Raw genomic sequence first — 26,974 nt, forward strand, 5'->3', positions numbered from 1 at the left:
TGGCTGATGAAGTTAGAAAACTAGCTGAGAGAACTCAAAAATCTCTAGGTGAGATAGAAGCAAATACAAATGTCCTAGCTCAATCAATAAATGAGATGAGTGAATCAATAAAAGAGCAAAGTGAAGGCATAAATATGATAAATGAGTCAGTTGCTCAAATAGATCACTTAACAAAAGAGAATGTTGTAATTGCTAACCAAGCAAACGAAGTCACATCAGAAGTAGATGAGATGGCTAAAGCCATAGTTGAAGAGGTTAGGAAGAAGAAATTCTAAACTAAACCATTACAATTAAATACAAAGCATAGCTCTCTAAAGCACTAGAGGGCTATGTGAATTTAGACTAGATAATTAAATTTAACACATAAGAAACTTCAAACAAATTTTAAGATCAACACTCAAGAATTATCTATAAAATTTTAAAATTTTATTTACTCGCAAGAGTTAGCTGTTAAAATTACTGGCTTATGAATAAAATTTACTAGAAATTTCCGCGTTATATTGTTGAATTTATTAATTATTTCTATGCATTATATGGCTTTTTGTGTAGATTTTAGGATCGTAAAAATTTATAAATTTTTTAGCCCCAAGTGAGAGAAAATGGGGCTAGAGAAAGATTATTTTTTAGCTACAAGAGCGTTTTTTAGCACATCATCGATCGTATCAACTGCGATGATCTTCATATCAGCTTTTACTTCGGCTGGGATATCGACAAGGTCGCGGTCATAGTTTTTACGAGGTATTAGAGCTGTTTTGATGCCAGCTTTGTGTGCGGCGATCAGCTTCTCTTTTAGCCCACCGATAGGTAAAACTCTGCCAGTTAGCGTGATCTCGCCAGTCATTGCGATATCGTGCTTGACCTTTGTGTCAGTTAGTATTGATGCGATCGCTGTCGCCATCGTGATACCAGCGCTTGGACCATCTTTTGGCACTGCACCTTCTGGCACGTGCAAGTGAAGGTCGTAGCGTCTATAAACGTCGCTGGCTTCGAGCTTGTGCTTGTCGTCATCTAGCTTTGGCACGATAGCCATTGGCACTTTTAGCTTTTTGTTATCTATCAGCACTTTTACGACGCTAAATGCGATCTGGGCGCTCTCTTTCATCACGTCGCCTAGCTGACCGGTGATCTGCATGTTGCCTTTGCCTTGGATCCTGATAGCCTCGATCCTTAGCACGTCGCCACCGACACTCGTCCACGCTAGGCCATTTACCAAGCCGATCTGATCTTTTTTATCCGCTGGCTCGATCTCATAGACCTTTTTTTCTAAAAACTCTTTTAAATTTTTAGCCGTGACGCTGATTTTGCCTTCATTCTTTTTGGTGAGGATATTTTTGGCGACTTTTCTTAGTATGTCAGCGATCCTGCGGCGTAAATTTCGCACGCCACTCTCTCTTGTGTAGTCGCTGATGATTAGCTCAAGTGCCTCTTTACTTATGAGCACATCGCTTGGTTTTAGGCCGTGCTTTTTAAGCTCTTGAGGCAAGAGATATTTTTTAGCGATCTCAAATTTCTCTTGTGGGGTGTATGAGCTAAGCTCGATAAACTCCATCCTGTCGCGAAGTGCAGCTGGTATCATGCTCACGTCGTTTGCTGTGGCGATGAAGATGATTTTGCTAAGATCGATGTTGAAATTTAGGTAGTAGTCTCTAAATTTATTATTTTGCTCTGGGTCTAAAATCTCAAGTAAAACCGCGGTCGGATCGCCTCTATAGCTTCTGCCAACCTTGTCGATCTCGTCTAAAACAACCACTGGGTTCATCTGCTTTGCTTCTATGAGCCCTTGCACGATGCGGCCTGGCATAGCGCCTATATAGGTGCGGCGGTGGCCTCTTAGCTCGTTTACGTCCTCAAGTCCGCCAAGAGCGATCCTGACTAGCTCGCGCTTTAGCGCCTTTGCGATCGAGTTTGCAAGGCTTGTTTTGCCCACGCCTGGAGGGCCTGCAAAGCATAAAATGGCGCCGTTATTTACCTTTTCGCCAACACCTCTAAGCTCCAAAAGCTCACGCAAGGCAAAATACTCCTCTATGCGCTCTTTTGGCTTTTCTAAGCTGTAGTGGTCGGCATTTAGGTGCTTGCTCACTTCGGCGATAGATGACTTTTTCTTAGCTACATTTTCAAATGGAATTTCAAGTACCCAGTCAAGGTAGCTTTGTAAGGTATTTGCGTCTGCTGAGTCTGGGTGCATGCGAGAGAGCTTATCTATTTGTTTTTTGATCTCTTTATAGGCGTCCTCTGCCATAAATTTCTTCTTCGCATCAAGCTTTTTGCGGTACTCCTCAAGCTCTTCTTCTCGGCTCGTATCCGCTCCAAGCTCAGCTTGAATTTGCTTTAGCTGCTCTTTTAAAAAGTACTCTTTGTTCGTCTTGTCGATCTTTGAGTGAACCTTATTTTTGATCTCTTTTTGAAGCTTGTTTGCTTCGATCTCTTCGATGACGTAGTCTATGAGCTTTAGTAGGCGCTGCTCTAAATTTTCTTCGACAAAAAAGCTATAAGCGATCTGTTTTTTTAGGCGAAGCGCGCTTGAGACTAGGTCGCAAACCCTGACCGCCTCAGCGCTCTCTTCGATCGTTTTTAAAAGATCAGGCGGGAAAAAGTGGCTAAACTGCGAAAGCTCTCTTACTTTTTCTCTTAAAACTACGATGAGAGCGTCAGTTTTGACCTGCGATGGGCGCTTTACGTGGAGCATATCGACGATACCACGGAGTGGGTTTATGCCTGATTGTTTTAAAATTTTACCTTTGTCGATGCCCTGAAATAGCACTTTTACGCGTCCGTCAGGTAGAGGCACACGGCGCATTATTGTGCCGATCACGCCTGCGTCATAGATGCCGTCAAAGTCTCTAGCGCCGTCTTGCTGGGGCTTTGTAGGCACGACAAGGATCGGCGTCTCTCCTTGTATGGCAAGCTCAAGCGCTTTTAAATTTTCTTCGTCGCTTAAAAAAAGCGGCGTTATCATAAATGGATATAAAAATAGCTCGTCCTCAACTATGATAGGGATCTCAGTTGGGAAGCTTTTGTTTTCGTTTATTTGCAAAATTTCTCCTATTCAAACAGTTTTCTATACCATGCCACGTCAGGTTTGATAAGGTCTGAGTTTTTAAACGGCGACTCTTCTAGCTTTTGCTCGTAAATTTTAGCCGAAACGTCACGGCCAGTTCTCTTGTAAAGATCTGCTATTTGCATATCTAAGAAGTAAAGCGCTAATTTAAATTTGATAAGCATAGTCTCTATAAGTGGCTTATACTCGGTATTTGGATACATATAAAGAAATTTCTCGATCTCGGTTACGCTATCTTCCATGAGCTTTTGGTTGCGGTTTGGCTGGGTAAATGAGTCAAAATTTGCTTTTATCTTTAGGTACTGGGCAAATTCTGTTTTTGGACCATTATCGCCGTATCTTTTGATGTATTCATCAAGATAGTGGTTTGCCATGAGATACTCTTCGTCATTTGCGTGAGCTTGGGCAAGGATGAGTAAAATTTGCTCCAAAAGTGGGCTTGCAACGTGCTCGCTAGCCATTGAAACATAGTGTTTATCAGCTGACTCCAGATCGCCATCTTTGATGTCAGCGATGACCTGAGCGTACCACTCATCTGGAGTTAGATTGTAAAGTTCGGTGTATTTTTCAGCACAACCACTAAAAAGCCCTAAAAGAGCTACGACTGCTAGAAATTTAGAAAATTTTTTCATGCTTTTCCTTAAAAATTTTAAATTCGCTTATTTTACATTTTTTGGCATTATTTTTGTATAAATTTTTTAAAACTATGCTAAAATAAGGCAATTTTACAAAACAGGAGTTAGTATGATTTTTAGTGTTAAAAGCCCTATTTTAGGCTTCGAGCATATCAAGACGATGGAACTTATTGAGCTCGATAAATTTTTTGTTAAGCTAGCGAGCAAAGATGACGAAACATCTTTTACAATGATAAATCCTTTTGCGTTAAGAAGTTATGAATTTGACATCCCAAGCTACTATGAAGAGCTTATGGATATCAAAGAGAGTTCGCAACTTAGAATTTACAACATCATCGTAGTTGCCCTCCCTCTTGAAAAATCAACCGTGAATTTCGTAGCTCCTATCGTTTGCAATATGGACAATATGACTTTATCTCAAGTAGTGCTTGACGTTACAAAATATCCACAATACGGACAAGCTGAAATGATAGAAAATTTCATACAAAAATAACAAACAAGGACGTTTAGAGCTCTTAGCTCTAATTACATTAAGGAGATTGTAATTTGAAAATTCTTTTTTTATTCCTATTTTCTTTTATTTATGTTTTTGGTGATGCTGATCCTGATGCTCTTGTATTGCCAGCTAGTGTCGGTGAGTGCTCCGCAGAGCAAACTGCAAGCTGTAACGGAAAAGTTTGCAAGATCGACTTTGATGGCATGAAGCATTGTGTTACTGGTGCTCAAAATACATGGGTGGTATATCCATCAGATCCAACTTCAAATAATAGCCAATCAGTAACACTAGACGGATATCTTGATAATAACAATCCAGACAATACACTTAGTAAGCAAGATAAATTTACAAGAATTTTTGGCGATATGGACGTTATAGGAGCCAGTGTCATCATGCCAAGGGTACTTGGCTATAACTTTGATCCAAAGGCAAGTGCTGCTGGAGGAGATCCTTTAGTTGAAACCTCTCAGATTGTTGAAAAGGCATATGTCAATGAAGAGTCGAGCCTGGCTGGTAGGAGATTTAAAAACTCATCTCGCGCGACTTTTAAATTTGAAAATAAAAGTGAATTTGAACGAAATAATATAGATGGTAAAAAGATAAAATACGCAAGACTCTACTGGGGCGGTGCCATATATGGTGAACGAACCGCAGAATACCAGCTACTAAAGAATTTATTTGAAGATATTTTTGGCTACTCAAGCGTTAAATTTAAAACACCAAAAGGAATATACACTGTAAAAGCTGATTATAATGATATCAAGTGGGAGAGTTCATTTACTTCTTATAATAAAAACTCAGTGCCAAGAGATACTTACTATCCATACTGCTATCACAAAGATCACCCAAATGATACTACCTATGCAAATTGGTGTGGGGAATCAAGCGGGAATTATAAAAAACCAGTTCACCCTAGCTATGAAGACCCCAATGTACCTCATAGATCAAATCTGGGCGCAAGAAGTGGCGCATCGTACTTTGTCTATCAAGCAAGTGCTGATGTAACTAAATTAGTACAAGATAGCCTTGGTACAACTGAGGCTGGCAGGACATTTGCAGTTGGCAACATCGCATCAACTATTTTTAAATTATCTAGGAACAATAACTACAATGTGACTATAAGTAACGAGACAAGGACTTTAACTTTATCTTATGGTGCGGTTTTATATGCTGATGGAGGCTGGATATATAGCTATGTGCCATCTCAGTTTGGTGGTTGGAGCTTAGTCATAGTCTATGACTTTGGTGACAAGGTTGGCGAAGCAAAACAAATAAAACCAAGGGATGTTAATATCTATAGTGGTATGGCAAATATCTCGCCTAATGTCGAAAGAAATAAGGTATTACAAAGTGCACAAAAAACAGAGATAAATTTAAAATTTGAAGACTTTTTTACTCCATCTGCTGGAACTATAGATTCTAGTTTGGCATTTATGGGTTTTGGTGGACGCAAAGAGATCACAGGTGAAGATATAATGATAAAAAAGAAAGATGGTCCATTCGAGAGTCTTTTTACTGCCGCATCTCCGTCAGGATTAAATTTACAACACAATCAGTTTGACTCATCTATAACGAGATTTGGCAAACTTGCCAATGTAAATAAAAAATATAATGCAATGATGGATCTAGATATATTTGATATATCAAATTTCATGTCACATAGGCAAAGTGAGGTTGATATTAAGTTTAACGTAAAGGCTGAAAAGATAGGTGACAATATCCAAGGCGATAGGATAAATCTCGGAATGGTTGGGTTTTCAACGATACTTTATGACCCTGAAGTTTGTTATGAAGAAAAGATTTTTATTACCAAGGAAGGTAAAAATGCAGAAGGTAGAACTATATATATTGATGATAAAAATGTAACTAAGGAAGGCCAAGGTACTACTTCAGTAAAACCTGGAACCTTGATAAAAGTATTAACTACTATAAAAAATAAAGGCAACGAAGATGCACGAAAAGTTCAAGTAAAAGTCAACATTGATCCTAAATTTATGAGCTATGTGGATAAATCTGGTTGTACGGAAATTTTTAAACCTAGTGGATCAACCGTAGCATGCCCTATGGACGATAATGGAGCGCATTATTTTAAGAAATTAAGTGATTATAATCTAAGGTATTACGTCGGCCAAGACGCTAATAGCTCTCAAGGTGGTACAATAGAAAGATCATATCGATATCCAACGGATATTAGATTTGTAGGGACTGTAGGTGCAAATTCTGAATATCGTAAGATAGACTATGAAGCTGAATATGAAAGTACTATCGCTGGTAAGACCATAAAATATAAAGGCAAGATAAATGAATGTGTGCCTAAAAACTACAACTTAACGGTAACTAATGAAGGGGAAAATAACTTCTATCCGCGAAGTAAAGCAGATGACGCAGGTCCAAATTTTAAAAATAGACTTTTTACAAAGATAGCAAACAAGCCTTTTGATATCACGATATCAAACTATGATAAGACTAGCGGGGCTTTAAAGGCACCTGACTCAAATACCGACGTGACGTTAAAGCTAGTGACTGATTGTAGCTCAAATAATTCTGTCATACCTGAAAAAATTTATAATTTTACTACCGCGACACACACCCTTACAAAAAGTGTAACAGTGCCGATACCATATCCAGCTCTGCACGTAAAGCTTAGCTATCTTAATAAGCTTACAAATTTAACTGATGAAAAATGCGAAGACTTTGATACTTTTGCTGTTAGACCAGCTAAATTTGATATTTATGATTCGCCTAATGGCCCTATGATAGGCGGTAAAAGTCATACTGATTTTATAATTGGAGCTTATGATGCTAAAGGGGATCTTACAAAAGGATTTATAAGTACTGCAAGTAGCGATATAAAGGCTGGTGATGGAGCGCAACTACTGCCCAAGGTATTTGCTGGCTGCACTCTACCAGCAGATCTGTCAGATAAGGATAGTAGAGAAAATAAATTTGAGATAAGCTTTAACAATCCAAATAAGGCTATCGGAGTTATTACAAATATTAGCACTAACAAGGTAGGACTTTCTTTCTCAGACATCGGAGATACAAATTTTTACGCTATGGACTCAGTTTATACAAGTGTGGATCAAGATACAAATCATGGAGATGACTGCGTAAAATCGTATAGTAGAGACTCTAGGAAAAACCGAAATAATCCACTGGATCTATACAATAATGATTTATCAATAGATCCAAATAATCCAAGTCATGATCCAGATGGTATGGGTAGGATAGGTTGTAATATAGTGTTTGAAGAAAATCATAATCAACTAAATTTTATCCCAGAATATCTTGATGTGAGTGATTTTGAGATCATATCAAGTGACTTTTCATATATCTCAAATGAGGAAACTTTATGGTCTCCGACATTAAAATTTAAAGTAAAAGCAATGTTGTCTAATGAAAATCCAAGAGCTTCTGGCGACAACACAGCGCATCTTTATAAAAGTGGCTGCTATGCAAGTAATGCTGTCTTTAATATAAAAGTAGGGGATATCATACCTAACTACATAGACAACAATGGGTCAAAATTAAGCAATGATGAAGATGGTGTTAAAAAGCTAAATAGCGAGATACTATTTTTTGGTACTACTGATCAAAATGCGATTGTTCAAAAGCTAAAAGCATCGCCTCATGACGGCGGCTATATGGTAAAAAAAGAGGCTTTTAGAAGTGATGGCACAGCTGAGATAGATCTCAAATTTAACTTCAAGCGCGAAAAAAATGTAGCCAAAAATCCTTTTGAGGTAACAAGCGATATATTTACTTTTACAAAATTAGCCGAAGATGAAAATAGCATAAATAAAACAAAAGGTAGTCAATACTTAAAACCATCTAGGAAAACATCGGCAAAATTTTACTACGCTAGGACATACGCGCCTTACTATGAGGGACCAAACACTGGCTTTAAGGCAAAAATTTACTACGGAGTGTATTGCAATGGTTGCGACGAGAGTAAATTTATGTTGCAAAAACCAGGATCAAGCGCTCGCTGGGAGGAGTTTGCAGGTACGCACTCATGGTATGTAAATCCTCTTCACGATGCTAGTTATGGCAATGTCGATAGTTACAGCTTTTCAAATCACACTACGCGAGATACAGCCAAAGAGACAGCACTTAGTGACGGCGTCAGCTACATTTATGTAAAAAATAACCGAGCAGTTACGGATATAGCCAAGATGCATACGAAAAACTGGCTCATATATAATGAATTTGATAAAGATGCGGCGACAAATGATTTCACAGTGAGATTTCTCGTGCCAAATGGCGACTGGGCTGGCAAGACCCTAAAAAGTGGCTCTGGCAAAGGTGACGTAGGAAATGTCATAGGCGGCGAAAACAACTTTAACGATCTAAGCGATAAGACAAATAGGAGAATTTCTTGGTAAAAAGAGGCTTTTCTCTTATAGAGCTTATCCTCTCGATAGTCGTTGTGGCGATCATCAGCACGTCGATACCGCTTGTACTAAAGACCACATCTGAGCTAAATCAAAAGGCAGTTACACAAGAGAGCTTGATGAATGCCAAGACCTACATGGGACTTATCTTAAAAGCTCCTTTTAGCGACAAGGTCATCAAAGTCTCAACAAACATTGGCGGCAGTAGCGCTGAGACGGCCTACTTTTTCCCTATCATCCTAAAGCCAGGTGATCATAGAAACGAATTTTATAAGATAAACAAAATAACAGGCGATGGGCATAGAGTTTTTGCCTATACAAACTCATCAGATCTAGCGCTTGATACGGCAGTGAGGTCTGTGGATTATTACAAAACAAAAAATAAAAATTTAAATACAGCAAATCAAAGCAGAGACTATATAGTTGGCTCAGACTACGAGGTAAGTGTTAGCGAGGATAAGGGCTGGTTTAAGCCAAATTTAGCGCTAGATAACAGCGATGTAAAAGAGATAATAGTAACTGCTACTTCATATAAAAACAACACAAAACAAGAGACAACGTCAGTGCTAAGAGCTTATGCTTTTAACCTAGGTGAGGGCGGCTCGCTAAATACGAAAGCGTGGAAATGAAAAGAGCCTTTACGCTTCTTGAGCTTGTAGTCGTCATCGTCGTACTTGGTATCATCGCTATGATGAGCTTTAATGCGATAATGAACATCTACTCAAACTACTTTCAAACAAAGACAGTAAATGAGCTCGAAACGCAAACAGAAATCGCACTGGAGCAAATTTCAAAGAGGCTAGAGCACCGCATAAAGCCAAGCGTGATTGCTAGAAAAACTGATGGAGCTTTTTTGGCGCTAAACGATAATAGAGTAAATTTAGATGCTAAGTATGAAATTTTAGAATTTATCCCCTATGCGTATGAAATTTTTAATGACGTTATATCTCTTGATGCTAATGACCATGTCATAGAGCAGGGCGGAAAAGCAGGCAGATACAGTGGCTACGCAGATCTTGCTAAAAGCTCACCAGCAACTGGTCTGATAAGTCCTGGAAGTAATTTTTCTACCGAAGTTGTTGAAACCATAAAAGATCTAACTTGCAGGGAAGATACAAATGCCACTTGTGTTGATTTCACAAAAAAAGATGGCGGCGTTGTAGCGATATTTTCTGATGTTTATTACAATGTGCAAGATTCTTTTGGATACAAGGGTGATATTACAAAGTTAGACATAGCAAAAGTTGGCGTAAAAAGCACTGATGGCAACACGCTAGAAATTTCTGGTTTTGCAAACAAACAAATTTCAGAGCAGTATCATCTAGCCTACACAGCAAATGCCATAGTGCCAGAGCAAAGCGCTGATCCAAAAGATGCGGCAAACGGCGTCTTTGATCTAAATTTATACTACGACTATCGTCCATGGATGGGAGAAAAATATAAACAAAATGGCGAAAAGGCAACCCTTGCCAAAAACGTTACGAGGTTTGTCTTTACTGAAAAAAATGGTGTCATCGTACTAAAACTTTGTATGAGGGCAAAAAACTCAGAGATAACCATCTGTAAGTCAAAGGCGGTTTATTGATGAGGCGAGGATTTACGCTCATTGCAGCGATATTTTTTGTGGTGATCGCAAGCTCTATTTGTATGCTAGCTCTTTCGATCGCTAGCACTTCAGTTAAACAAAATAGCGAAATTTATCTAAGAGAGCAAAGCGAGCTAGTAGCCCGTGCAGCGACTGAGTATGCTATGCTAGCTATCATAAGCAATGACTTTAGCACCACTTGTCTAGGGAATCAAAGCGAAAATGCAAGTGAAGACAATCCGATAAGTGGCGAATTTGGCGATCTTTTTACCTTTAAAGTATTTGTAAAATACTTTGGCGATATGGGCGATGCTTGCAAAAACAAAGATGCTGTGATAGTAAAAGGAACAAATCAAGGCACGATAATGCTCGATGTCTTTGTCAGCTCAAAGCCAGGAAAAGCCTCAAATCCTATAAATTTTCACAAACGAACTCTTCAGAAACTTTAAAATTTTATAAATATTTTACTTTAATTTGCTTTTAGTTTCGTCGTGTTATAATCATCTTACTTTCTATAAAGGAGATTGCGATGAACATAAGCATTGTAGGAAAACAATTTGAGCTAACAGAGCCCATCAAAAACTACATCCAAGACGCTTTTGACACCCTTGGCAAGTACAACCTTGACATCATCTCAGCAAGATGCGTAGTAGGAGCAGACGAAAAGCAAGGTAAAAAGGGCTTTAATGCAGAATTTTCTCTAAATATGGCTCACAAAGACACGATAGTCGTCCGCCAAAAAGATAAAGATCTCTATGCGGCGATTGATCTTGCTATCGAAAAGGCTTCAAAAGTTTTAAGAAGAGAGCATGATAAGAAATTTACAGTAAAAGGTAAGGCTGATGATAAAGAATTTCGCTCTAGAATAGGCGAAGAAAAGATCGAAGGTGTCGAGGAGATCGTGCCTATGGAGCTTGAAATTTACAAACCTCTTGAGGTAGAAGAGGCACTTGATAAACTAAAATCAAGCGATAAACAATTTTATGTATTTAACGATGTTGATGCCAAAATGCGCGTCATCTACAAAAGAACAGACGGAACTTTCGGTCTATACTAAAACTAGGGGCGCTTTGCCCCTAGCTGATTTTTAATATAAATTCTCTATTCTTTAGTTATTTAAGCTATTTTTAAATGATTGCTAACTATAATACGACTTCTTTTAAGTGTTCCGGATTAGCTCAGCGGTAGAGTAGGTGACTGTTAATCACTTGGTCGCTGGTTCGAACCCAGCATCCGGAGCCATTTCTTTTTATATATTCTTTTCAAATTCCAATTTTAACGATGTTTCAAGAACTTTAAGTTTCTTGGTTTTTATATTTTTTCCTTTACTTCCCCTCGGCTTTATTTGTTGTTTGAAATTATATCGTTCTAATTTGCTGTCAAAATATGATTATATGTTAGGCCTTAGTCGAAGTTAAAATAAATTTTCCTTCATTCATCCTAGCTTCATTTTAGGCTTTTATAATGCGCTCATCCAAACGAAAGTTGGAAATCAAAAATAAAAGGATTAAAAATGAAAAAGGTACTAGGTGCAGCAGTTTTAGCAGCAATTTTAGGAGCAACAAGTTTGCAAGCAGCCATCACGTCAAAAGAGGCTTTAAACATAGCTGAGAAAAACTTCCCAGGCTCAAGCGTCAAAGATATCGAGATGAACGTCAAAAAGGGCGTGACATTTTATAAGATAGAGTCTTTTAAAGACGGCGTCAAACAAGATATCAAGATCGATGCTAACAGCGGTCAGATCGTTAAAGTAGAGAATAAAAATAAAAAACACATACTTCCAATCGAAGCGGTAGATTTTACAAAATTTGCTCTTAGCATCGATGAGGCTGTGGCTAAAGCTCAAGCGCTCGAGGCTGGCTGGAGCCTTGATGAGGCAGAACTTGATAATAAAAATGGTGCTTGGATATACAAAGTAGAGCTTAAGCGCGACAGGAGCGAGAAAAAAGTGATCATAAACGCTCAAAATGGCGAGATAATCGGCAACTATACAAAGTGATCTAGCGCCCTTTTTGGGCGTTAAATTTTATAAAGGTGAAAAAGATGAGTGAAAATTTAGAGCAAAATTTAAACGATAACGTTGGCGAGCAGGGTTTAGAGAAAAATTTGAACGAAAATTTTAGCCAAAGCGCGAGAGAAAATTTAAACAAAAATGCCGAGGCTGGTGCTAATAAAAGTAGTTATGAAAATTTAGGAGAGAGCGAGCAAAGTCCTGAAAATTTAGATAAAAATTTAAGCCAAATAGCTCCGAAATACAAAGCTCAAAATTTCTTTAAAAATGCGCTTGAGCTTTCGCTTCAAGGTGTAGCGGGTGCGCTCATCTACGCTGGCAAGGCTGGAGTGTGGCTATCAAACGCTTCAAACTGCCTAAAAGACGAGGCGCAAAGGGCGAAGCTATCAAAGATAAATGAAGAGCAGGCAAAATTTGAAAGAGTGGCTTGCATCTTGCCAGAAAGAGTTAAAGAGCTTATCTTAGAGCGTCTAAAAACAAAGCCAGAAGAGGTGGAGTTTTTGCCGATCTATCTAGCTAAAAAGCAAAGTTTTGGCACATTTTGCACGGAGTATTTTTATGACGCAAGGGCTAAATTTAACGGCTTTTTATATGATTTTAAGATAGGCGCAGCAAATGGCGAAATTTTAAATCTAAAAATAAAAAGCCAAATTTGATAAAATAGCTGGCAAAACCAAGTGAGGTAGGTAAGGCAAAGATGAAAATTTTAGTCGTCGAGGACGAAATAGACCTAAATAGCGTCATCACAAGGCACCTAAAGAAAAATGGATATAGCGTCGATAGCGCGTTTAACGGCGAGGAGGCGATGGACTTTACCGCCGTCGCGCACTACGATCTTATCGTGCTTGATCTGATGATGCCAGTGATGGACGGACTTACATTTTTGCAAAGATCGCGCACCGCAAAGCTAGCGACCCCTGTGCTGATACTAACGGCAAAAGACGATGTGGACGACGTTGTAAAGGGGCTTGACGCGGGCGCGGATGATTATTTGGTCAAGCCATTTGACTTTAAGGAGCTGCTAGCTAGGGTGCGCACGCTCATTCGCCGAAACAGCGGCAACGTGGCTAGTGAAATTTGCGCAGGCAAGCTCAAGATCGACCTTTCTAAAAAGTCAGTCGAATTTAGCGGCGAGCGGGTAGAGCTCACTGGCAAAGAGTATGAAATTTTAGAGTTTTTGATGCTAAATAAGGGCAGAATTCTAACTCGCGACCAGATCAAAGAGCACGTCTGGGACTTTGACTACACAGGTGGCTCAAACGTCATCGACGTGCTTATAAAAAACATAAGAAAAAAGCTTAGCGAGTGCGAGGTGATCCAGACTAAAAGAGGGCTTGGCTATGTTGTTAAGGATTAAGCAAGCGTTTGCAAACATCCCGATAACGGCGCGTGTAACGCTTTGGTACTCGTTTTTTATCATCGTTATCGTAGCGGCTCTTATTGCCATCTCTGCGGTCGTGGCGGATGAGATTTTTGAGGATGTGAGCCAAAAAAAGCTAGCCAAATCAGTCACCAAGATCGCCAATGATATGGATGAGTTTGAGCCATACGATGATGGGATATTTTTTATAAAATATAACGTAAAAGGCGATGTGATAGGTGGTTTAGCACCAAAACACTTTCAAATTTCACTTAAAATGAACAGTGGTGCAGTGCGCCTTTTTGAAAACGGCGAAAACCGCTTTTACTACTACGATATCGCAGCTAAAGGCAAAGAGGTCTGGGTCAGAGGCGTGATAAATGCGGAGAATTTTTTTAAAAAAGAGGGGCTATTTTTACTAGCGCTTGGCGTTTTTGTGCCGGTTTTGTTTATCTTTGTGCTTTACGGTGGCTATAAAACGATAAAAAACGCGATGAAGCCAGTCGCTATGATGTCTAAAACTGCCCTTGAGATAGGTAGTAGCCGTGACTTTTCAAAGCGTATAGACCTGCCTGCTGGCAAAGACGAGCTGCACGCACTTGCAAGCGTTTTTAATCAGATGCTTGACTCATTAGAAAAGGTCTATCAAAGCGAAAAACAGCTCACCTCAGACGTCTCGCACGAGCTACGAACACCACTATCTGTCATCATGGCTGAGAGCGACTACGCTGCGAGCTATGCGCAAAATTTGGACGAGGCCAAGGAGTCGCTGGAGGTCATCTCTAGGCAGTCAAGAAAGATCACCTCGCTGATAGATCAAATTTTGGAGCTCTCGAAGCTAGAAGCTGGCAGAAATTTGGAGCTAAAAGATATAAATTTAAGCTCTATCTTGCAAAATTTAGCTACCGACTATGAGAAGCTAGCAAGTGCAAAGGGGTTAAAATTTAGCTGCGATATAGCACCAGATGCCCAAATTTTAGGCAATGAGCTGATGATATCAAGGCTGGCGGATAACTTTTTAAGCAACGCACTAAAATTTGCCACAACCAAAGTTGAGCTAAATTTATGCCTCACAAAAACGCATGCACTTTTGTCTGTAAAAGACGATGGCTTAGGCATCTCTAAAAAAGATAGCGAGCTAATCTGGAATAAATTTTATCAAGTTGAAAGCTCAAGAAACAAAAGCCAAAACAGAGGCAGTGGTCTTGGTCTTGCCATCGCTGCAAATATAGCTAAAATTCACGGCGCAAAGCTAGGCGTAAAAAGTGAAGCAGGAGCTGGGAGCAAATTTTGGGCAGAATTTGAACTTGTAAATTTAAAGCAAGTATAAATTTAAGCAGTTTGCTAGATAAAATTTACGCAAGAGTAAAACAAATATAAGAGCGAATTTAAATTTCACACAAAACTATCAAGGCTATGAAATAGATGAATATTGAGCAAAGTATTAAGATGTCTGATTTAAGCCAATTTAAAGAGCTTAAAAAGAGTTTGTAAAAAGATGTTTTGCAAAGTAATGTAAAGAAATTTTCGCCACTTCGACACTTTGACTACGAATTAACCGCACTTTTCTATGCCTTTTATAACTTTGATATCTAGCAAGCTTTACAAAATTTAGCCAAGAGCTATGAGCTGCAAAGCACGCGTGTCGCAAGCCACAAACCACGCAAGCTACAAACTAAAAAGCAAAAAGCAAAAAAAGACACTAAATTTAGTGCCTTTTATCATTATCTTTCGCCAAGCTTCCCGCACGCATCAGCGCGGCATCTACTGCAGTGCGTCATTTGATTTATATCACTGCCTATTGATCTTCGTATGCGGTGGATCTCATTGGTTGAGGGGGACTTTAAATTTTCAAAAGGCGTGTCATGTACCGGTATCATCGCCATGCAGTTCATTATGTCAGCTCCCCACTGCTTTGCCTTTGCTGAGATACTTTGGACGTGATCCATATTGACCCCAGGGATGACTACGGTGTTTATCTTTACTAGCATGCCAGCCTCTTTTAGCTTGCGGATGCCCTCATCCTGGCGCGCTAGCAGTATCCTAGCAGCCTCTTTGCCGTAGTAGTTTTTACCCTCATATCTCACCCACGAATAGACCTTTGAGCCAACATCTGGCGTCACGGCATTAACAGTCACTGTCACGTGGCTCACGCCAAGGCGCACGATCTCATCAACGTGCTCAGGTAGCGCTAAGCCATTAGTCGAGAGGCAGAGCAGGGCGTTTGGGAAGTGGAACTTGCACTTTTCAAAGGTCGCTAGCGTCTTGTCAGCATCGCACATCGGATCGCCAGGTCCAGCGATGCCGATGACAGATATATCTTGTCTAAATTTAAAGAGCTTTTCTAAAAATTTCACCGATTCATCTGGCGTTTGCACCTTTGCCGTTACGCCAGGGCGATTTTCATTAGCGCAGTCATATATGCGGTTGCAGAAGTTGCACTGGATGTTGCAGTGAGGGGCAACTGGCAGATGCACGCGTCCGTAGCTAGCGGATGCCTTTTTGTTAAAGCATGGGTGGTTATCTAGATCAGCTTTGGTGCGAAAGATCATTAGCTCTTTTTCCTTCCAAATTTAATGGCATTTGCATGGCAGACATTTAGGCAGTCTCCGCAGTTTGTGCAGTTTATCTCATCAGGTCTTGTCCCCATTTCGCACTTGCGCAAGCATGCGTCGCAGTCGTCACAGGCACTTGTTTTATAGACGCGAAAGATCGAAAATTTACGCAAAATTTCAAGCACGCCACCTGATGGGCAGACGAAGCGGCACCAAAGGTTGGCTACGATTAGCGAGGCTAGCATGACTGAGATGATGATCGCCGTGCGTGTGACCCACTCCCACTCGCCAAAGCGAAGTGACAAAGTAACGGCAGTTAGGTACTCATCGCTCGTTCTTATAGGTATCATCATGCGAGGATTGCCCCAAACGAAATAGACCCAAAGGCTGATTGCTATTGTAGCTAGCATGCCTATTTGAGCGAATATTAGCTTTTTGCTGCGAATTTTTAGCTTGAAAAATGCAAATTTACCAAGCATTTGATTGACAAAGCCTGCTGGGCAGACCCAACCACAAAATGCCCTGCCAAAGAGGATGACAAGCGCTGGGATAAATAGCCAAAATCCAAAAAACAGCGACGTGATCCGCCCCCAACAGGTGATGATAGGGCAGTTTTGGCAATTTACAAAAGGCACTACAAAAGGGCATCTAAAAATGCCGTAATACGCCCATTGACCGATGCCTGCTATAAAGATGAGCTGTACTAGGCGTCTTATCTTTGTTGTTGGAGAGTTTTTGCTTTTCTTTTTTAAATTTACATTGCCGCATGCACTGCTATTAGAGCATGCGCTATTACAGCTACTACACATCTTTTACACCAAACCTTTCTATAAGCTCTAGCCCACGCGCTGAATAAATGGAGGTAAAGCCATGTTTTTCAAAAATTTCTTGCCCCTCAGTGCCGCAAACAAAGTCTGCAAAGTCATTTGCGAGCCTTTCATCTTTTACATATTTCATTATATTTAGTGTAAAAGTGAGCGGTCCAGGCGGGATGAGCTTTTCATCGATGGGCATATACTCGATCTTGTCTTTAAACCTATCATGCGTTGTTAGGCGCTTTTCGATGATCGAAGCGTCACCCTTACCATCAACTAGATCGCACATCATATTTATGACGCATGATCCGTTTGCGACCATGTTTTTCATCACCGCATCAGTGAGGTTTGAGTTTTTTAAGATCCCTTTGACTGGGCCACTGCCAGGGGGCGATGATCTAAGAGGCAACATCACTCTAACTCCTGGCTCAGCAAGGTCTTTTAAGTCGCGAATGCCAGCAGGATTACCTTTTGGCACGACTAGGACGTAGTCAGTAAAGCATAGCGGTCTAAAATGAAGGCTAAGACCAGCTTTGCGAAGTTTTTTAGAAAGCTCCAAAACCCTTGCTCCAAAGAGCTCGGTCGTGCTTTGAAGTGCTAAAAGCGACTTGCCAAGAGCGCCAGCAAAAGCGCCAGTGTATTGAATGTTGTGCCCTGTTCTTGACTCGTAAATGGCGTTTAGCTCATTAAATGCTTCAGATAGACCTCCACACGACCAAACCTGAAGCGAGTCAGACTTAAATGGCGTAAAGCCAGCCAGCATCGTTTGTGGCGTGGCAGCAGCAGCTGTGGCTAAAGCACCTTTTAAAAAGCCACGGCGTGATATACCGGTTTGTTTTAATTCCACGAAATCTCCTTTTGGGATTTAAGAAATGTAAATTTGATATTTTCGGCACGCGAAACTTGTGAAATTTGACTTTTGTAATTTGCAAAAATGGTAGTTGAAGGTAAATTTATGCAAATGTAAATTGCGACCGCAATCTAAATTTGAGTGATTATAGCCAACTTGCTAGCTTAAAATCGAGATAAATTTAAAAAGCACAGGGGTAAATTTATTGTTTAAAAAATAATTAATATTTTAATCATTAATTTGATGTATTATTTTATAAATAATATAAAAATGTATTGTCAGTTTTTACATTTTTTGATATACTTCGTTCATAAAATCATTAGTATTATTTTTAAAATAATACAGAAAGGGGCATCTTGAAATGATAAAAATAAGCGACATATCTGAGATAAAAACTGGTCTAGTTTTAATCCGCAAAAAGGCGGATAAAAATGTAGATAAGAAATTTAGCTATAAAGTAGTCTCGCTAAAGTCCTTTAATGAAAATGCACTTTTTGATGACACATTTGCCGATGAGTTCATATCAAGTGAAAAAATAAGCGAGGAGTATAAAGTGAGCCATGGCGATGTTTTGTTGCGCCTTAGAGAGCCAAATTTCGCCGTTTATATAGACAAAGATTATGACGATCTTATCTACTCATCTTTAATGGTTCGCATAAGGGTTAAAAGCGACATATTTGATCCGCGTTTTGTGGCGCATTATCTAAACAGCAGCGCCGTTAAAAGAGCCCTTGCACCAGATGTTTCAGGCACTACAATAGCGATGATTGGCGTTGCAAGCTTAAATAACATAAAAATACCAGCCATAAATTTGCAAACTCAAAACAAGATAGTAAAATACCTAAATTTAGCTCGCCAGGAGAGCGAAATTTTACGAAATTTAGTAGCTCAAAAGCAAAGATACCACAAAAGCATATTTGAAAATTTAATAAAAGAGGAGAACTAAGATGCAAAAGACCACTCAAGATACCATAAATAACGTAGTTTGGAAGGCTTGCGACACGTTTCGCGGCACAATGGATGGAAGCGACTATAAAGACTATGTCTTAACGATGCTTTTTGTTAAGTATCTATCTGATTTTTATAAAGAAAAGCTTGAATTGCTAAGAGCCGAATACGGTGACAAGAACGAGAGGATCGAAGCAAAGCTAAAGAAAGAGAAATTTAAGCTTGATGAGAGTTGCACCTTTGAGTATCTTTTGGCACACAAAGAGGCGGTAAATTTAGGCGAGATAATGAACAAAACGTTAGAAAAGATCGAAGAGGACAACAAAGATAAGCTTGAAGGTATCTTTAGAAGCATCGACTTTAATAACAAAAACAAGCTTGGCGACACAAAAGAGAGAAACGCTATCTTGAAAAATTTGCTCGAGGATTTTAGCGACGCTAGGCTAGATCTTCGCCCATCTATGCTTGAGGGCAACGACATAATAGGCGACGCATACGAGTATCTTATAGCTCATTTTGCGAGCGACGCTGGCAAAAAGGGCGGAGAGTTTTACACGCCAAGCGAGGTTTCGGCGCTTCTTGCAAAACTGGTTGAACCAAAAGAGGGCGATATGATCTACGATCCTACCTGCGGTTCTGGCTCGCTTCTTATCAAGGCTTCAAAAGAGGTCGGTAGCAAAAATTTCCGCCTTTACGGACAAGAGAAAAATGGACAAACTCACGCACTTTGCAAGATGAATATGTTTTTGCATGAGATAAACGACGCTGTCATTGAGTGGGGTGACACGATCAGAAACCCGCTTCATCTACAAGACAACCTTATAAAGACATTTGACATAGTCGTGGCAAATCCACCCTTTAGCCTTGATAAATGGGGTGCTGATTTTGCTGGGAACGATCCTTTTATGAGATTTGCTAGCTATGCTTTACCGCCAAAGAGCAAGGGCGACTACGCATTTGTCGTGCATATGATAAAAAGCTTGGGCAGTAACGGCAAAATGGGCGTCGTGCTTCCACATGGAGTTCTATTTCGCGGGGCAAATGAGGGCAAGATCCGCCAAAAGCTGATCGAAGAAAATTTACTTGACGCCGTCATCGGACTACCGGCAAATTTATTTTATGGCACGAGCATCCCTGCTTGCATACTCGTTTTTAAGAAAAACCGTGCAAACGAAGACGTGCTATTTATCGACGCTAGCAAAGAATTTGAAAAAGGCAAAAACCAAAACACGCTAAGCGAGCAAAATATCAAAAAGATAGTCGCTACCTACAAAAACAGAAGCGAGATAGAAAAATACTCCCACCTAGCAAGCCTTAGTGAGATAAAAGAAAATGACTACAACCTAAACATCCCTCGCTACGTCGATACCTTTGAAGAAGAAGAGCTTGTAGATATCGAGGCTACAAAGGCTGAGATTTCACGCCTAGAAGCCGAACTAAAAAGCGTTCAAAGCAAGATGAGCGAGTATCTTGCGGAGCTTGGGTTATGAGCGAATTTAAAAATTTACCGAGCGGGTGGAAGGTCGTGAAGCTTGAAAAGGTTGCGCCATTACAAAGAGGATATGATTTGCCAACCGACAATATTAAAGAAGGTTTATATCCAGTAGTATATTCTAACGGCATATTGAGATTTCATAATGAATTTAAAGCTAAAGGCCCAGGCGTTATAACTGGAAGATCTGGGACTATTGGGAAAGTAGTATATGTTGAGGAGGATTATTGGCCACATAATACTTCGCTGTGGGTTACAAATTTTTACGACAATAATCCCAAATTTATCTACTATATGTATATCAACCTTAATTTAGCAAGATTTAGTGCTGGTTCTGGCGTTCCAACATTAAACAGAAATGATATACATGCACAAACAATCCCGCTTCCGCCATTAGACGAGCAAGAAAAGATAGCAGAAATTTTATCTACTTGGGATGAGGCTATAAATTTAACTATAAATTTGATAGAAAGCAAAAAGCAGTTTAAAAAAGCTCTTATGCAAAATTTACTCACAGCCAAAGTCCGCTTCCCTGAGTTCAAAGACGAGTGGATAGAAGTGACCATTGGCGAGCTTTTTGAATTTAAAAAAGGACAAGGTTTGTCAAAAGAAATGTTGGATACTAATGGCAAATTTGAATGTGTTTTATATGGTGAGCTTTATACTACGTATGATGAAATTATTGAAAATGTAAAGAGTAGAACAAATTTTCAAGGAAGTATCAAATCTAAATTTGATGATATTTTAATTCCGTCATCAACCACGACAGGCTCAATAGATATAGCTATAGCAGCGGTAATTCTTAAAAATGATGTTTTACTTGGCGGCGACATAAATATATTAAGAAAAAAAAGAAACAATATTTATGGTAAATTTGTAGCCTACTGCATAACAAATATAAAAAATAAAGAACTATCTTCTTATGCACAAGGCACTACGATAATACATTTATACGCCAAAGACTTTAAAGATATGAAAATAAAACTCCCAAATTTAAAAGAACAACAAAAAATCGCAGAGGTTTTAACGGCTTGCGATGATGAGATAAATTTACTAAATTTAAAGCTGGAAAATTTGAAAAAACAAAAACAAGGCTTGATGCAAAAACTACTAAAAGGAGAAATAAGAACATGTTATGTGAAAAAAGCAATGTAATAATGGCAATCGCATATGATTTTGACGGAACACTAGCAAGAGGCAATATACAAGAAAATTCTTTTATACCAACAACACTATGTATAAAAAAAGAAGATTTTTGGAACAACGTAAAGGAACTATCTGAAGAAAACAATATGGATGAGATATTGTCATATATGTATTTGATTGTGACAAAAGCAGATGGTGCTGGTGCAAAAATTACAAGAGAGGAGCTTAGCAAACACGGTAAAACTGTTAAATACTTTAACGGTGTGGAAGAGTTTTTTGAAAGGATTAATGATTATGCTGTACAAAAGGGGATATCGATTGAGCATTATATAGTATCATCAGGCACCAAAGAAATGATCGATGGAACGACTATAGCGAATAAATTTAAAAATATTTATGCGTCATCATTTATGTATGATGAATACGGCAAACCGACTTGGCCAGCTTTGGCAATTAACTATACGACAAAAACTCAATATTTATACAGGATAAGCAAAGGAATTCTTAACGCTTGGGACAATAAACTAATTAATAAATATATACCAGAGAATGAAAGACGTATTTTATTTGAGAATATGATATACATAGGTGATGGAGAAACCGATGTTCCAGCTATGAAGTTACTAAAAACTAATGGTGGAACTTCAATTGCTGTTTATGATGAAAATAAAGAGACTGCCAAAACTCTTTTGGAGCAAAATAGAGTTAATTATATTGCTAAAGCTGACTATACTGACGGATCGGAGATAGATGCTATTATAAAATCTACGATAGATAGAATTAGTTTAAATTTAAAAAATGGAAAATTGCAAATATATAATAAGCAAAATACTGTAGAAAAAAACATACAAAAATCCAATAATCAAGCAAGGGATAAACAATATTATTTAAGTGTTCTTAAAACGGAAGGATTTAAATTAGAAGATACTAACAAAACAAATAAAATATATTTAAAAAAATATTCATGGGATGACCACAGATATCAAACCTCGTTTTATATATGGAATAATGGGAATTATATTGGAACAGCTAAAATAGCGAAATTAAATCAAAATAAAAATGAGCACACTGCGGATTTACTGGAGAAGAGTTTTGATAAGTTAGATGATGATTTTTTCTCTGTTATACGCTTTAAAAAAGATGAGATAGATGAAGAGACTAAAGAGGCATTGAGGTTTTTATTGAATGATATTAGTAATACTAATAAATACGATAATAATGAAATTGTAAAAAAATCTTTAAAGAGAAGTTAGTCAAATAAGGATACCAAATGACCCCAGATACTTCAGAAAACAAAATCCAGAAAAACAGTATAAATTTACTTCAAAGCTTGGGCTATAAATTTGTAAGTAGGGAGGAAAATTTAAAACTTCGCGGCGGTAAAACAAGCGAGGTTTTGTTTAGGGAAATTTTGACCCAAAAGCTTGGCGAGATAAACGGCTACGAGTATAAGGGCAAGAGGTATAAATTTAGCCAAAGTAGTATTTTAAAGGCGGTTGATGAGCTAGCTGGGATATCTTTAAACGAAGGGCTAATGGTCGCAAACGAAAGGATCACGAATTTACTCTTGCTTGGCACCAGTTTGGAGGAAAACTTAGAAGACGGCACAAAAAGGAGCTTCTCTTTTAAATTTATAGACTTTGAAAATTTACAAAACAACGACTTTTACGTGACTGAAGAATTTGAAGTAAGCAGAGTAAGCCAGAGCGACGCACAAAAGCACAGAAGGCCTGATCTTGTGCTTTTTATAAACGGCATACCAATAGTCGTGATCGAGCTTAAAAAATCAAGCGTGAGCCTTGAAAACGGCATAAAGCAGCTTGAAAAAGAGCAGGGCAAAGATGAGATAGCACACCTTTTTAAATACATCCAGCTAACTATCGCGGCAAACGGAAGTGGGGCAAGATATGGCACAACTGGCACGGCGTTTAAATTTTATAGCGTGTGGAAAGAACAAGACGAAGCGAAAGCAAAAGAGAGCTTAAAGAGCTTGATAAATGGTAGAGAGGTGAGCGCGCTTGATATGACGCTCTTTGCGCTACTATCTAAAGATAGGCTGCTAAGGCTAGTTAGGCACTATATACTGTTTGATCAAAAGATGAAAAAAGTTTGCCGCTATCAGCAGTTTTTCGCTATCGAAGAGACGCTAAAGAGAGTATCAATGGTAAAGGGCGGCGTAAGAGCGGGCGGACTCATCTGGCACACGCAAGGAAGCGGCAAGTCGCTTACTATGGTGATGCTAACAAAGCTTTTAAAGCAAATTTATATAAACTCAAAGATCATCGTAGTAACTGACAGGATAGATCTAGACGGGCAGATACACGAAACCTTTGAAAACACGGACGTAAAAGCAGGACGAGCAAGTAGCGGAAGCGATCTGATAGAAAAGCTACAAAGCGGGGTTAGCGTGATAACTACGCTCGTACATAAATTTGAAAAAGTGCAAAACCAAAAGGTGGTGATAAGAGATAGCGATATATTTGTGCTAGTGGATGAGAGCCACCGCACGCAAGGCGGCGATCTGCATAAGGCTATGAAAAAGGCGTTGCCTCTTGCTTGTTATATAGGATTTACTGGCACGCCGCTTTTAAAGCGTGAGAAAAACAGCTTTGCTAAATTTGGCGGAGAAATTCATAGATATACGATAGATGACGCTGTAAAAGACGGAGCCGTCTTGCCGCTACTTTATGAAGGGCGATATGTGGGTCAAGAGGTGCTAGACCCTGAGGGGCTAACTAGGAAATTTGATCTCATATCAAGAGAGCTTGGCGATGAAGCAAAAAGGGACTTGCAGCAAAAGTGGGCGAGGTTTGAGCGCGTTGCATCAAGCGAGCAAAGGCTGGAGCTAATAGCTGTGGATATAAATGAGCACATCAAAAAGACTTTGAAAAAAAGTGGCTTTAAGGCGATGCTGGCAACGCAAAGAAAATATGACGCTATAAAATATCATGAGATATTTGAAGAATTTGGAGAGATAAAAAGTGCTTATGTGATATCAAGTAACGAGCACGAGGAGCTTGAGGGCGGGCATAAAGAGTATGTCGCAAAGGCGTGGCAAGATACTATAAGGGGCTACGGCAGCGAGGAAGAGTACCTAAAACATGTGAAGGATGAATTTATTTATGGCGACGAGATAGATTTACTCATCGTCGTGGATAAACTTTTAACTGGATTTGACGCGCCAAGAGCAAGTACGCTTTATATAGATAAACAGCTAAAAGAGCATAATTTGCTCCAAGCAATAGCTAGAGTAAATAGGCTTTATGACGGAAAAGATTATGGCTACATTATTGATTATAGAGGGCTTTTGGGCGAGCTTGATGAGGCGCTTACTAGCTATGCGTCGCTAAGCGGCTTTGACCCGGAGGATATAACTGGAGCCGTGATAGACGTAAGAAGCGAGATCATAAAGGCTAAGACCTACTATACTCATCTGGATGATCTTTTTAGTAGTGTGAAATTTAAAGATGATTTGGAAAGCTACGTGGCGGTTTTAGAGGACGTGCAAAAAAGAGATGACTTTAAAGAGTGGCTATCACAGTTTGCTAGGGCGTTTAAACTAGCGCTTTCAAGCGAGAAAATTTATGACATATTAAGCGAAGAGGAGATCAAAACTTATAAGCAAAGAGTTAAATTTTACAACGAGCTAAGAAAGACTGTGCAACTAAGGTATCACGAGGCTTGCGACTTTGGCAAATACGAAGCGCAGATGCAAAAGCTGCTCGATACTTACGTAAATGCACAAGGGGTCAATGAGCTTACGAAGCTCGTAAATATCTTTGAGACGGAATTTGACGATGAGGTGCAAAGGGTCGAGGGCAAAAATGCAAAGGCTGATACGATCATCAGCGCCGTAAGCGCGGTGGTAAAAGAAAAAATGGACTCAAATCCAGCGTTTTATAAATCAATAGCGCAGCAAATACAAGATATCATCGACGAGTATAAAGCAAAAAGGCTAAGCGAAGAGGAAAAACTTGCCAAAGCAAAACTGCTAAAAGACCTCATAACAGGTGCTTTAAAACCAAATGAAGACAGGTATCCAAAAGAATTTAATGGTAAGAAAATTTTGTTTGCTATTTATGATAATTTGCTTGATATTTTGTGCGATGTGGGGCTTGCGGATGTCGAGGTGGTAGCTAAAAATTTGAGCCTGAAATTTTATGAAATTTACGAAAAAGCCTCAAAAAAACCGGAATGGCACAAAAATAAAGACGTAGAAAACGAGATAACAAGCCAGATGGAAGACGCTCTTTGGGAGATAGAGGACGAATACGGCGTTTCTATCAATGAAAATGAGAAAATTTACCAAACTATCCGAGGCATAGGGATAAGTTTTTATGCTTGAAGGCGTAAAAATCGTCCGAAAAGACGTAAAAAATATCACTTTAAAAGTTAGACCAAATGGCGAAGCGATATTAACCACGCCAAAAGCCGCAAGCGATGAGCATATAAAATTTATCATAGAAAAAAGAGCCAAGTGGATAGCGAAAAAGCGCACGTTTTTTGCCTCATTTAAGACGCCACAAAAAGAATACGTAAGCGGCGAGGATTTTAAATATCTTGGGCGAAGCTATAGGCTAAAAGTGGTGCAGTCTAAAGAGGAGCGCGTAAAGCTACAAAGGGGCTATCTAGAGCTATTCGTAAAAGATAAAAGCGACATAAAGCGAAAAGAAAATTTGATTTATGAGTGGTATTATGAAAAGGCGATGTTATATTTTTTTAACATCTTGCAAGAGTTTAACAAGATAGTAAAACAAGATATCAAAAGCGTAAAAATAAGGCAGATGAAGACGAGATGGGGGAGTTGCAATCCATATAAATCATATATAAATTTAAACACAGAGCTTATCAAAAAGCCAAAAGCGTGTATCGAGTATGTTGTATTTCACGAGCTAGTGCATCTTCTCTGTCCTGATCACTCAAAGAAATTTTATGACTATCTAACGCTTTATATGCCTGATTGGCAAAAACGAAAGGAAATTTTAGAGAGAACTTAGAAATTTGGGGATATTTAAATTTTTCTATTTTTAAATTTTAAAAATATTTTAAAATTTAAATAAAAAAGACGAAAAATTTTGATCTTGTAATGTTAGTGAAGTAGGTGGTGGGTTCACCAGGACTATTGTATCAATAATATTCAGCAAATAATAGAACCTTATGATCTAAAGTAAATACATTATTACTCTATAAAATACTTTTTTATCATCTAATAGGTCTTTATGATATTTACTATATATTAATTATATAAAAATTATAATTAGCCGTTCATTATTGTTAAAAAATATATTACACTTACGAAAGTATAAAGGAAGGGATACCATTGTCTTTTTGAAAAAAGAGCTAAAAACAATAGACAATAGGTAAACCAAATTTTGCTAAAGCAAAATTTGGACTTTTATTTAAAACATGGGGGCAAGCCCCCAAACCCCAGACAAGTAAAGAGAAAATAAATTTTTAAAATCACTCTTCAATATATTTAGGTTGATAGTTCTTAAAAATGTTTATGACGTATCCTAAAATTTCTATTTTATTAAGTTCATTTTGAGAAAGTTCAATATTGGAGAAATCATCTTTGCTTGAAAAAAACTTAAGGTTTTGATTAAAAGGGTTTATACGGCAATACTTAATT

The 26,974-nt window shown here is 38.7% G+C and carries 21 protein-coding genes, 1 tRNA gene and 1 pseudogene; 18 read left to right on the top strand and 5 right to left on the bottom strand.

The features are described 5' to 3' along the window. Positions 1-275 (top strand): annotated as a pseudogene (locus G6W43_RS09120) (methyl-accepting chemotaxis protein); the annotation flags it as partial. Between the two features lie 341 nt (positions 276-616). Here the strand turns inward: G6W43_RS09120 and lon are convergent. Together lon and G6W43_RS09130 are read right to left on the bottom strand one after the other, a co-directional pair. Next, positions 617-3,034, bottom strand: coding sequence for an endopeptidase La (gene lon / locus G6W43_RS09125; protein WP_148824842.1), 2,418 nt, complete (start codon positions 3,032-3,034; stop codon positions 617-619). 8 nt (positions 3,035-3,042) lie between these two features. Beyond that, the gene (locus G6W43_RS09130) at positions 3,043-3,690 is read right to left on the bottom strand and encodes an outer membrane protein assembly factor BamD (RefSeq protein ID WP_021084369.1); all 648 of its coding nucleotides are present in this window, start codon (positions 3,688-3,690) and stop codon (positions 3,043-3,045) included. Positions 3,691-3,802: 112 nt separating this feature from the next. Here G6W43_RS09130 and fliW point away from each other — a divergent pair, with 112 nt between their 5' ends. The 11 genes from fliW (at position 3,803) to G6W43_RS09185 (ending at position 14,869) form a co-directional block, all read left to right on the top strand. After that, positions 3,803-4,186, top strand: a complete 384-nt coding sequence (fliW, locus tag G6W43_RS09135) for a flagellar assembly protein FliW (protein ID WP_012140104.1) — start codon at positions 3,803-3,805, stop codon at positions 4,184-4,186. Between the two features lie 53 nt (positions 4,187-4,239). Beyond that, entirely contained in the window at positions 4,240-8,574 is a 4,335-nt protein-coding gene (locus tag G6W43_RS09140) for a hypothetical protein (protein ID WP_194169647.1), read from the top strand. Continuing rightward, the gene (locus G6W43_RS09145) at positions 8,568-9,212 is read left to right on the top strand and encodes a type II secretion system protein (RefSeq protein ID WP_194169648.1); all 645 of its coding nucleotides are present in this window, start codon (positions 8,568-8,570) and stop codon (positions 9,210-9,212) included. The genes G6W43_RS09140 and G6W43_RS09145 overlap by 7 nt, the downstream gene beginning before the upstream one ends. Further along, complete coding sequence (locus G6W43_RS09150) at positions 9,209-10,168, top strand: prepilin-type N-terminal cleavage/methylation domain-containing protein (RefSeq protein WP_194169649.1); 960 nt, start codon at positions 9,209-9,211, stop codon at positions 10,166-10,168. The genes G6W43_RS09145 and G6W43_RS09150 overlap by 4 nt, the downstream gene beginning before the upstream one ends. After that, complete coding sequence (locus G6W43_RS09155) at positions 10,168-10,617, top strand: type II secretion system protein (RefSeq protein WP_194169650.1); 450 nt, start codon at positions 10,168-10,170, stop codon at positions 10,615-10,617. The genes G6W43_RS09150 and G6W43_RS09155 overlap by 1 nt, the downstream gene beginning before the upstream one ends. Positions 10,618-10,697: 80 nt before the next feature. Beyond that, entirely contained in the window at positions 10,698-11,225 is a 528-nt protein-coding gene (hpf, locus tag G6W43_RS09160) for a ribosome hibernation-promoting factor, HPF/YfiA family (RefSeq protein WP_004317788.1), read from the top strand. Between the two features lie 110 nt (positions 11,226-11,335). After that, a tRNA-Asn gene (locus G6W43_RS09165) sits at positions 11,336-11,410 on the top strand. 271 nt (positions 11,411-11,681) lie between these two features. Further along, positions 11,682-12,167: a PepSY domain-containing protein gene (locus tag G6W43_RS09170; RefSeq protein ID WP_194169651.1), complete on the top strand. Its 486-nt coding sequence runs from the start codon at positions 11,682-11,684 to the stop codon at positions 12,165-12,167. Positions 12,168-12,211: 44 nt separating this feature from the next. Beyond that, a complete protein-coding gene (locus tag G6W43_RS09175; RefSeq protein ID WP_194169652.1) occupies positions 12,212-12,835 on the top strand; it encodes a hypothetical protein in 624 nt (207 codons plus the stop codon). Positions 12,836-12,876: 41 nt separating this feature from the next. Beyond that, positions 12,877-13,536, top strand: a complete 660-nt coding sequence (locus G6W43_RS09180; RefSeq protein WP_194169653.1) for a response regulator transcription factor — start codon at positions 12,877-12,879, stop codon at positions 13,534-13,536. Continuing rightward, positions 13,520-14,869 (top strand): sensor histidine kinase, encoded by a 1,350-nt coding sequence (locus G6W43_RS09185; RefSeq protein WP_194169654.1) that lies wholly within the window; start codon positions 13,520-13,522, stop codon positions 14,867-14,869. Before G6W43_RS09180 ends, G6W43_RS09185 begins: the two co-directional genes overlap by 17 nt. A 394-nt stretch (positions 14,870-15,263) precedes the next feature. Here the strand turns inward: G6W43_RS09185 and nifB are convergent, their stop codons facing one another. The 3 genes from nifB to G6W43_RS09200 are packed head-to-tail and all read right to left on the bottom strand — an operon-like array spanning position 15,264 to position 17,756. Then, positions 15,264-16,091 carry a nitrogenase cofactor biosynthesis protein NifB gene (nifB, locus tag G6W43_RS09190; RefSeq protein WP_194169655.1) on the bottom strand — a complete coding sequence of 276 codons (828 nt, stop codon included), beginning with the start codon at positions 16,089-16,091 and terminating at the stop codon, positions 15,264-15,266. Next, on the bottom strand, positions 16,091-16,903 hold the full coding sequence (locus G6W43_RS09195; protein WP_194169656.1) for a 4Fe-4S binding protein: 813 nt from the start codon (positions 16,901-16,903) through the stop codon (positions 16,091-16,093). The genes nifB and G6W43_RS09195 overlap by 1 nt, the downstream gene beginning before the upstream one ends. After that, a complete protein-coding gene (locus G6W43_RS09200; protein WP_021086458.1) occupies positions 16,896-17,756 on the bottom strand; it encodes a substrate-binding domain-containing protein in 861 nt (286 codons plus the stop codon). The genes G6W43_RS09195 and G6W43_RS09200 overlap by 8 nt, the downstream gene beginning before the upstream one ends. A gap of 364 nt (positions 17,757-18,120) precedes the next feature. Between G6W43_RS09200 and G6W43_RS09205 the strand changes: the two genes are divergently transcribed. The 6 genes from G6W43_RS09205 to G6W43_RS09230 are packed head-to-tail and all read left to right on the top strand — an operon-like array spanning position 18,121 to position 26,342. Continuing rightward, positions 18,121-18,705 carry a restriction endonuclease subunit S gene (locus G6W43_RS09205; RefSeq protein ID WP_103598527.1) on the top strand — a complete coding sequence of 195 codons (585 nt, stop codon included), beginning with the start codon at positions 18,121-18,123 and terminating at the stop codon, positions 18,703-18,705. 1 nt (position 18,706) lies between these two features. Beyond that, positions 18,707-20,197, top strand: a complete 1,491-nt coding sequence (locus G6W43_RS09210) for a type I restriction-modification system subunit M (RefSeq protein ID WP_149711848.1) — start codon at positions 18,707-18,709, stop codon at positions 20,195-20,197. Beyond that, positions 20,194-21,354, top strand: coding sequence for a restriction endonuclease subunit S (locus tag G6W43_RS09215; RefSeq protein WP_149711847.1), 1,161 nt, complete (start codon positions 20,194-20,196; stop codon positions 21,352-21,354). Before G6W43_RS09210 ends, G6W43_RS09215 begins: the two co-directional genes overlap by 4 nt. 2 nt (positions 21,355-21,356) lie before the next feature. Continuing rightward, positions 21,357-22,598 carry a haloacid dehalogenase-like hydrolase gene (locus G6W43_RS09220; protein WP_196779719.1) on the top strand — a complete coding sequence of 414 codons (1,242 nt, stop codon included), beginning with the start codon at positions 21,357-21,359 and terminating at the stop codon, positions 22,596-22,598. 17 nt (positions 22,599-22,615) lie between these two features. Then, a complete protein-coding gene (locus G6W43_RS09225; protein WP_194169658.1) occupies positions 22,616-25,690 on the top strand; it encodes a type I restriction endonuclease subunit R in 3,075 nt (1,024 codons plus the stop codon). Continuing rightward, the gene (locus G6W43_RS09230; RefSeq protein ID WP_149711845.1) at positions 25,683-26,342 is read left to right on the top strand and encodes a M48 family metallopeptidase; all 660 of its coding nucleotides are present in this window, start codon (positions 25,683-25,685) and stop codon (positions 26,340-26,342) included. Before G6W43_RS09225 ends, G6W43_RS09230 begins: the two co-directional genes overlap by 8 nt. The last annotated feature ends 632 nt before the right edge of the window (positions 26,343-26,974 follow it).

Source organism: Campylobacter concisus (genome assembly GCF_015229965.1).
Taxonomy (GTDB): Bacteria; Campylobacterota; Campylobacteria; order Campylobacterales; family Campylobacteraceae; genus Campylobacter_A; species Campylobacter_A concisus_BD.

Excerpts from the sequence above, each read along its gene's own strand:
- G6W43_RS09210 (WP_149711848.1), top strand. The coding sequence starts at position 18,707 with ATGCAAAAGACCACTCAAGATACCATAAATAACGTAGTTTGGAAGGCT.
- hpf (WP_004317788.1), top strand. The coding sequence starts at position 10,698 with ATGAACATAAGCATTGTAGGAAAACAATTTGAGCTAACAGAGCCCATC.
- G6W43_RS09185 (WP_194169654.1), top strand. The coding sequence starts at position 13,520 with ATGTTGTTAAGGATTAAGCAAGCGTTTGCAAACATCCCGATAACGGCG.
- G6W43_RS09150 (WP_194169649.1), top strand. The coding sequence starts at position 9,209 with ATGAAAAGAGCCTTTACGCTTCTTGAGCTTGTAGTCGTCATCGTCGTA.
- G6W43_RS09225 (WP_194169658.1), top strand. The coding sequence starts at position 22,616 with ATGACCCCAGATACTTCAGAAAACAAAATCCAGAAAAACAGTATAAAT.
- G6W43_RS09170 (WP_194169651.1), top strand. The coding sequence starts at position 11,682 with ATGAAAAAGGTACTAGGTGCAGCAGTTTTAGCAGCAATTTTAGGAGCA.
- G6W43_RS09175 (WP_194169652.1), top strand. The coding sequence starts at position 12,212 with ATGAGTGAAAATTTAGAGCAAAATTTAAACGATAACGTTGGCGAGCAG.
- G6W43_RS09220 (WP_196779719.1), top strand. The coding sequence starts at position 21,357 with ATGGCAATCGCATATGATTTTGACGGAACACTAGCAAGAGGCAATATA.
- G6W43_RS09205 (WP_103598527.1), top strand. The coding sequence starts at position 18,121 with ATGATAAAAATAAGCGACATATCTGAGATAAAAACTGGTCTAGTTTTA.
- nifB (WP_194169655.1), bottom strand. The coding sequence starts at position 16,091 with ATGATCTTTCGCACCAAAGCTGATCTAGATAACCACCCATGCTTTAAC.
- G6W43_RS09230 (WP_149711845.1), top strand. The coding sequence starts at position 25,683 with ATGCTTGAAGGCGTAAAAATCGTCCGAAAAGACGTAAAAAATATCACT.
- G6W43_RS09215 (WP_149711847.1), top strand. The coding sequence starts at position 20,194 with ATGAGCGAATTTAAAAATTTACCGAGCGGGTGGAAGGTCGTGAAGCTT.
- G6W43_RS09155 (WP_194169650.1), top strand. The coding sequence starts at position 10,168 with ATGAGGCGAGGATTTACGCTCATTGCAGCGATATTTTTTGTGGTGATC.
- G6W43_RS09180 (WP_194169653.1), top strand. The coding sequence starts at position 12,877 with ATGAAAATTTTAGTCGTCGAGGACGAAATAGACCTAAATAGCGTCATC.
- fliW (WP_012140104.1), top strand. The coding sequence starts at position 3,803 with ATGATTTTTAGTGTTAAAAGCCCTATTTTAGGCTTCGAGCATATCAAG.
- G6W43_RS09195 (WP_194169656.1), bottom strand. The coding sequence starts at position 16,903 with ATGTGTAGTAGCTGTAATAGCGCATGCTCTAATAGCAGTGCATGCGGC.
- G6W43_RS09130 (WP_021084369.1), bottom strand. The coding sequence starts at position 3,690 with ATGAAAAAATTTTCTAAATTTCTAGCAGTCGTAGCTCTTTTAGGGCTT.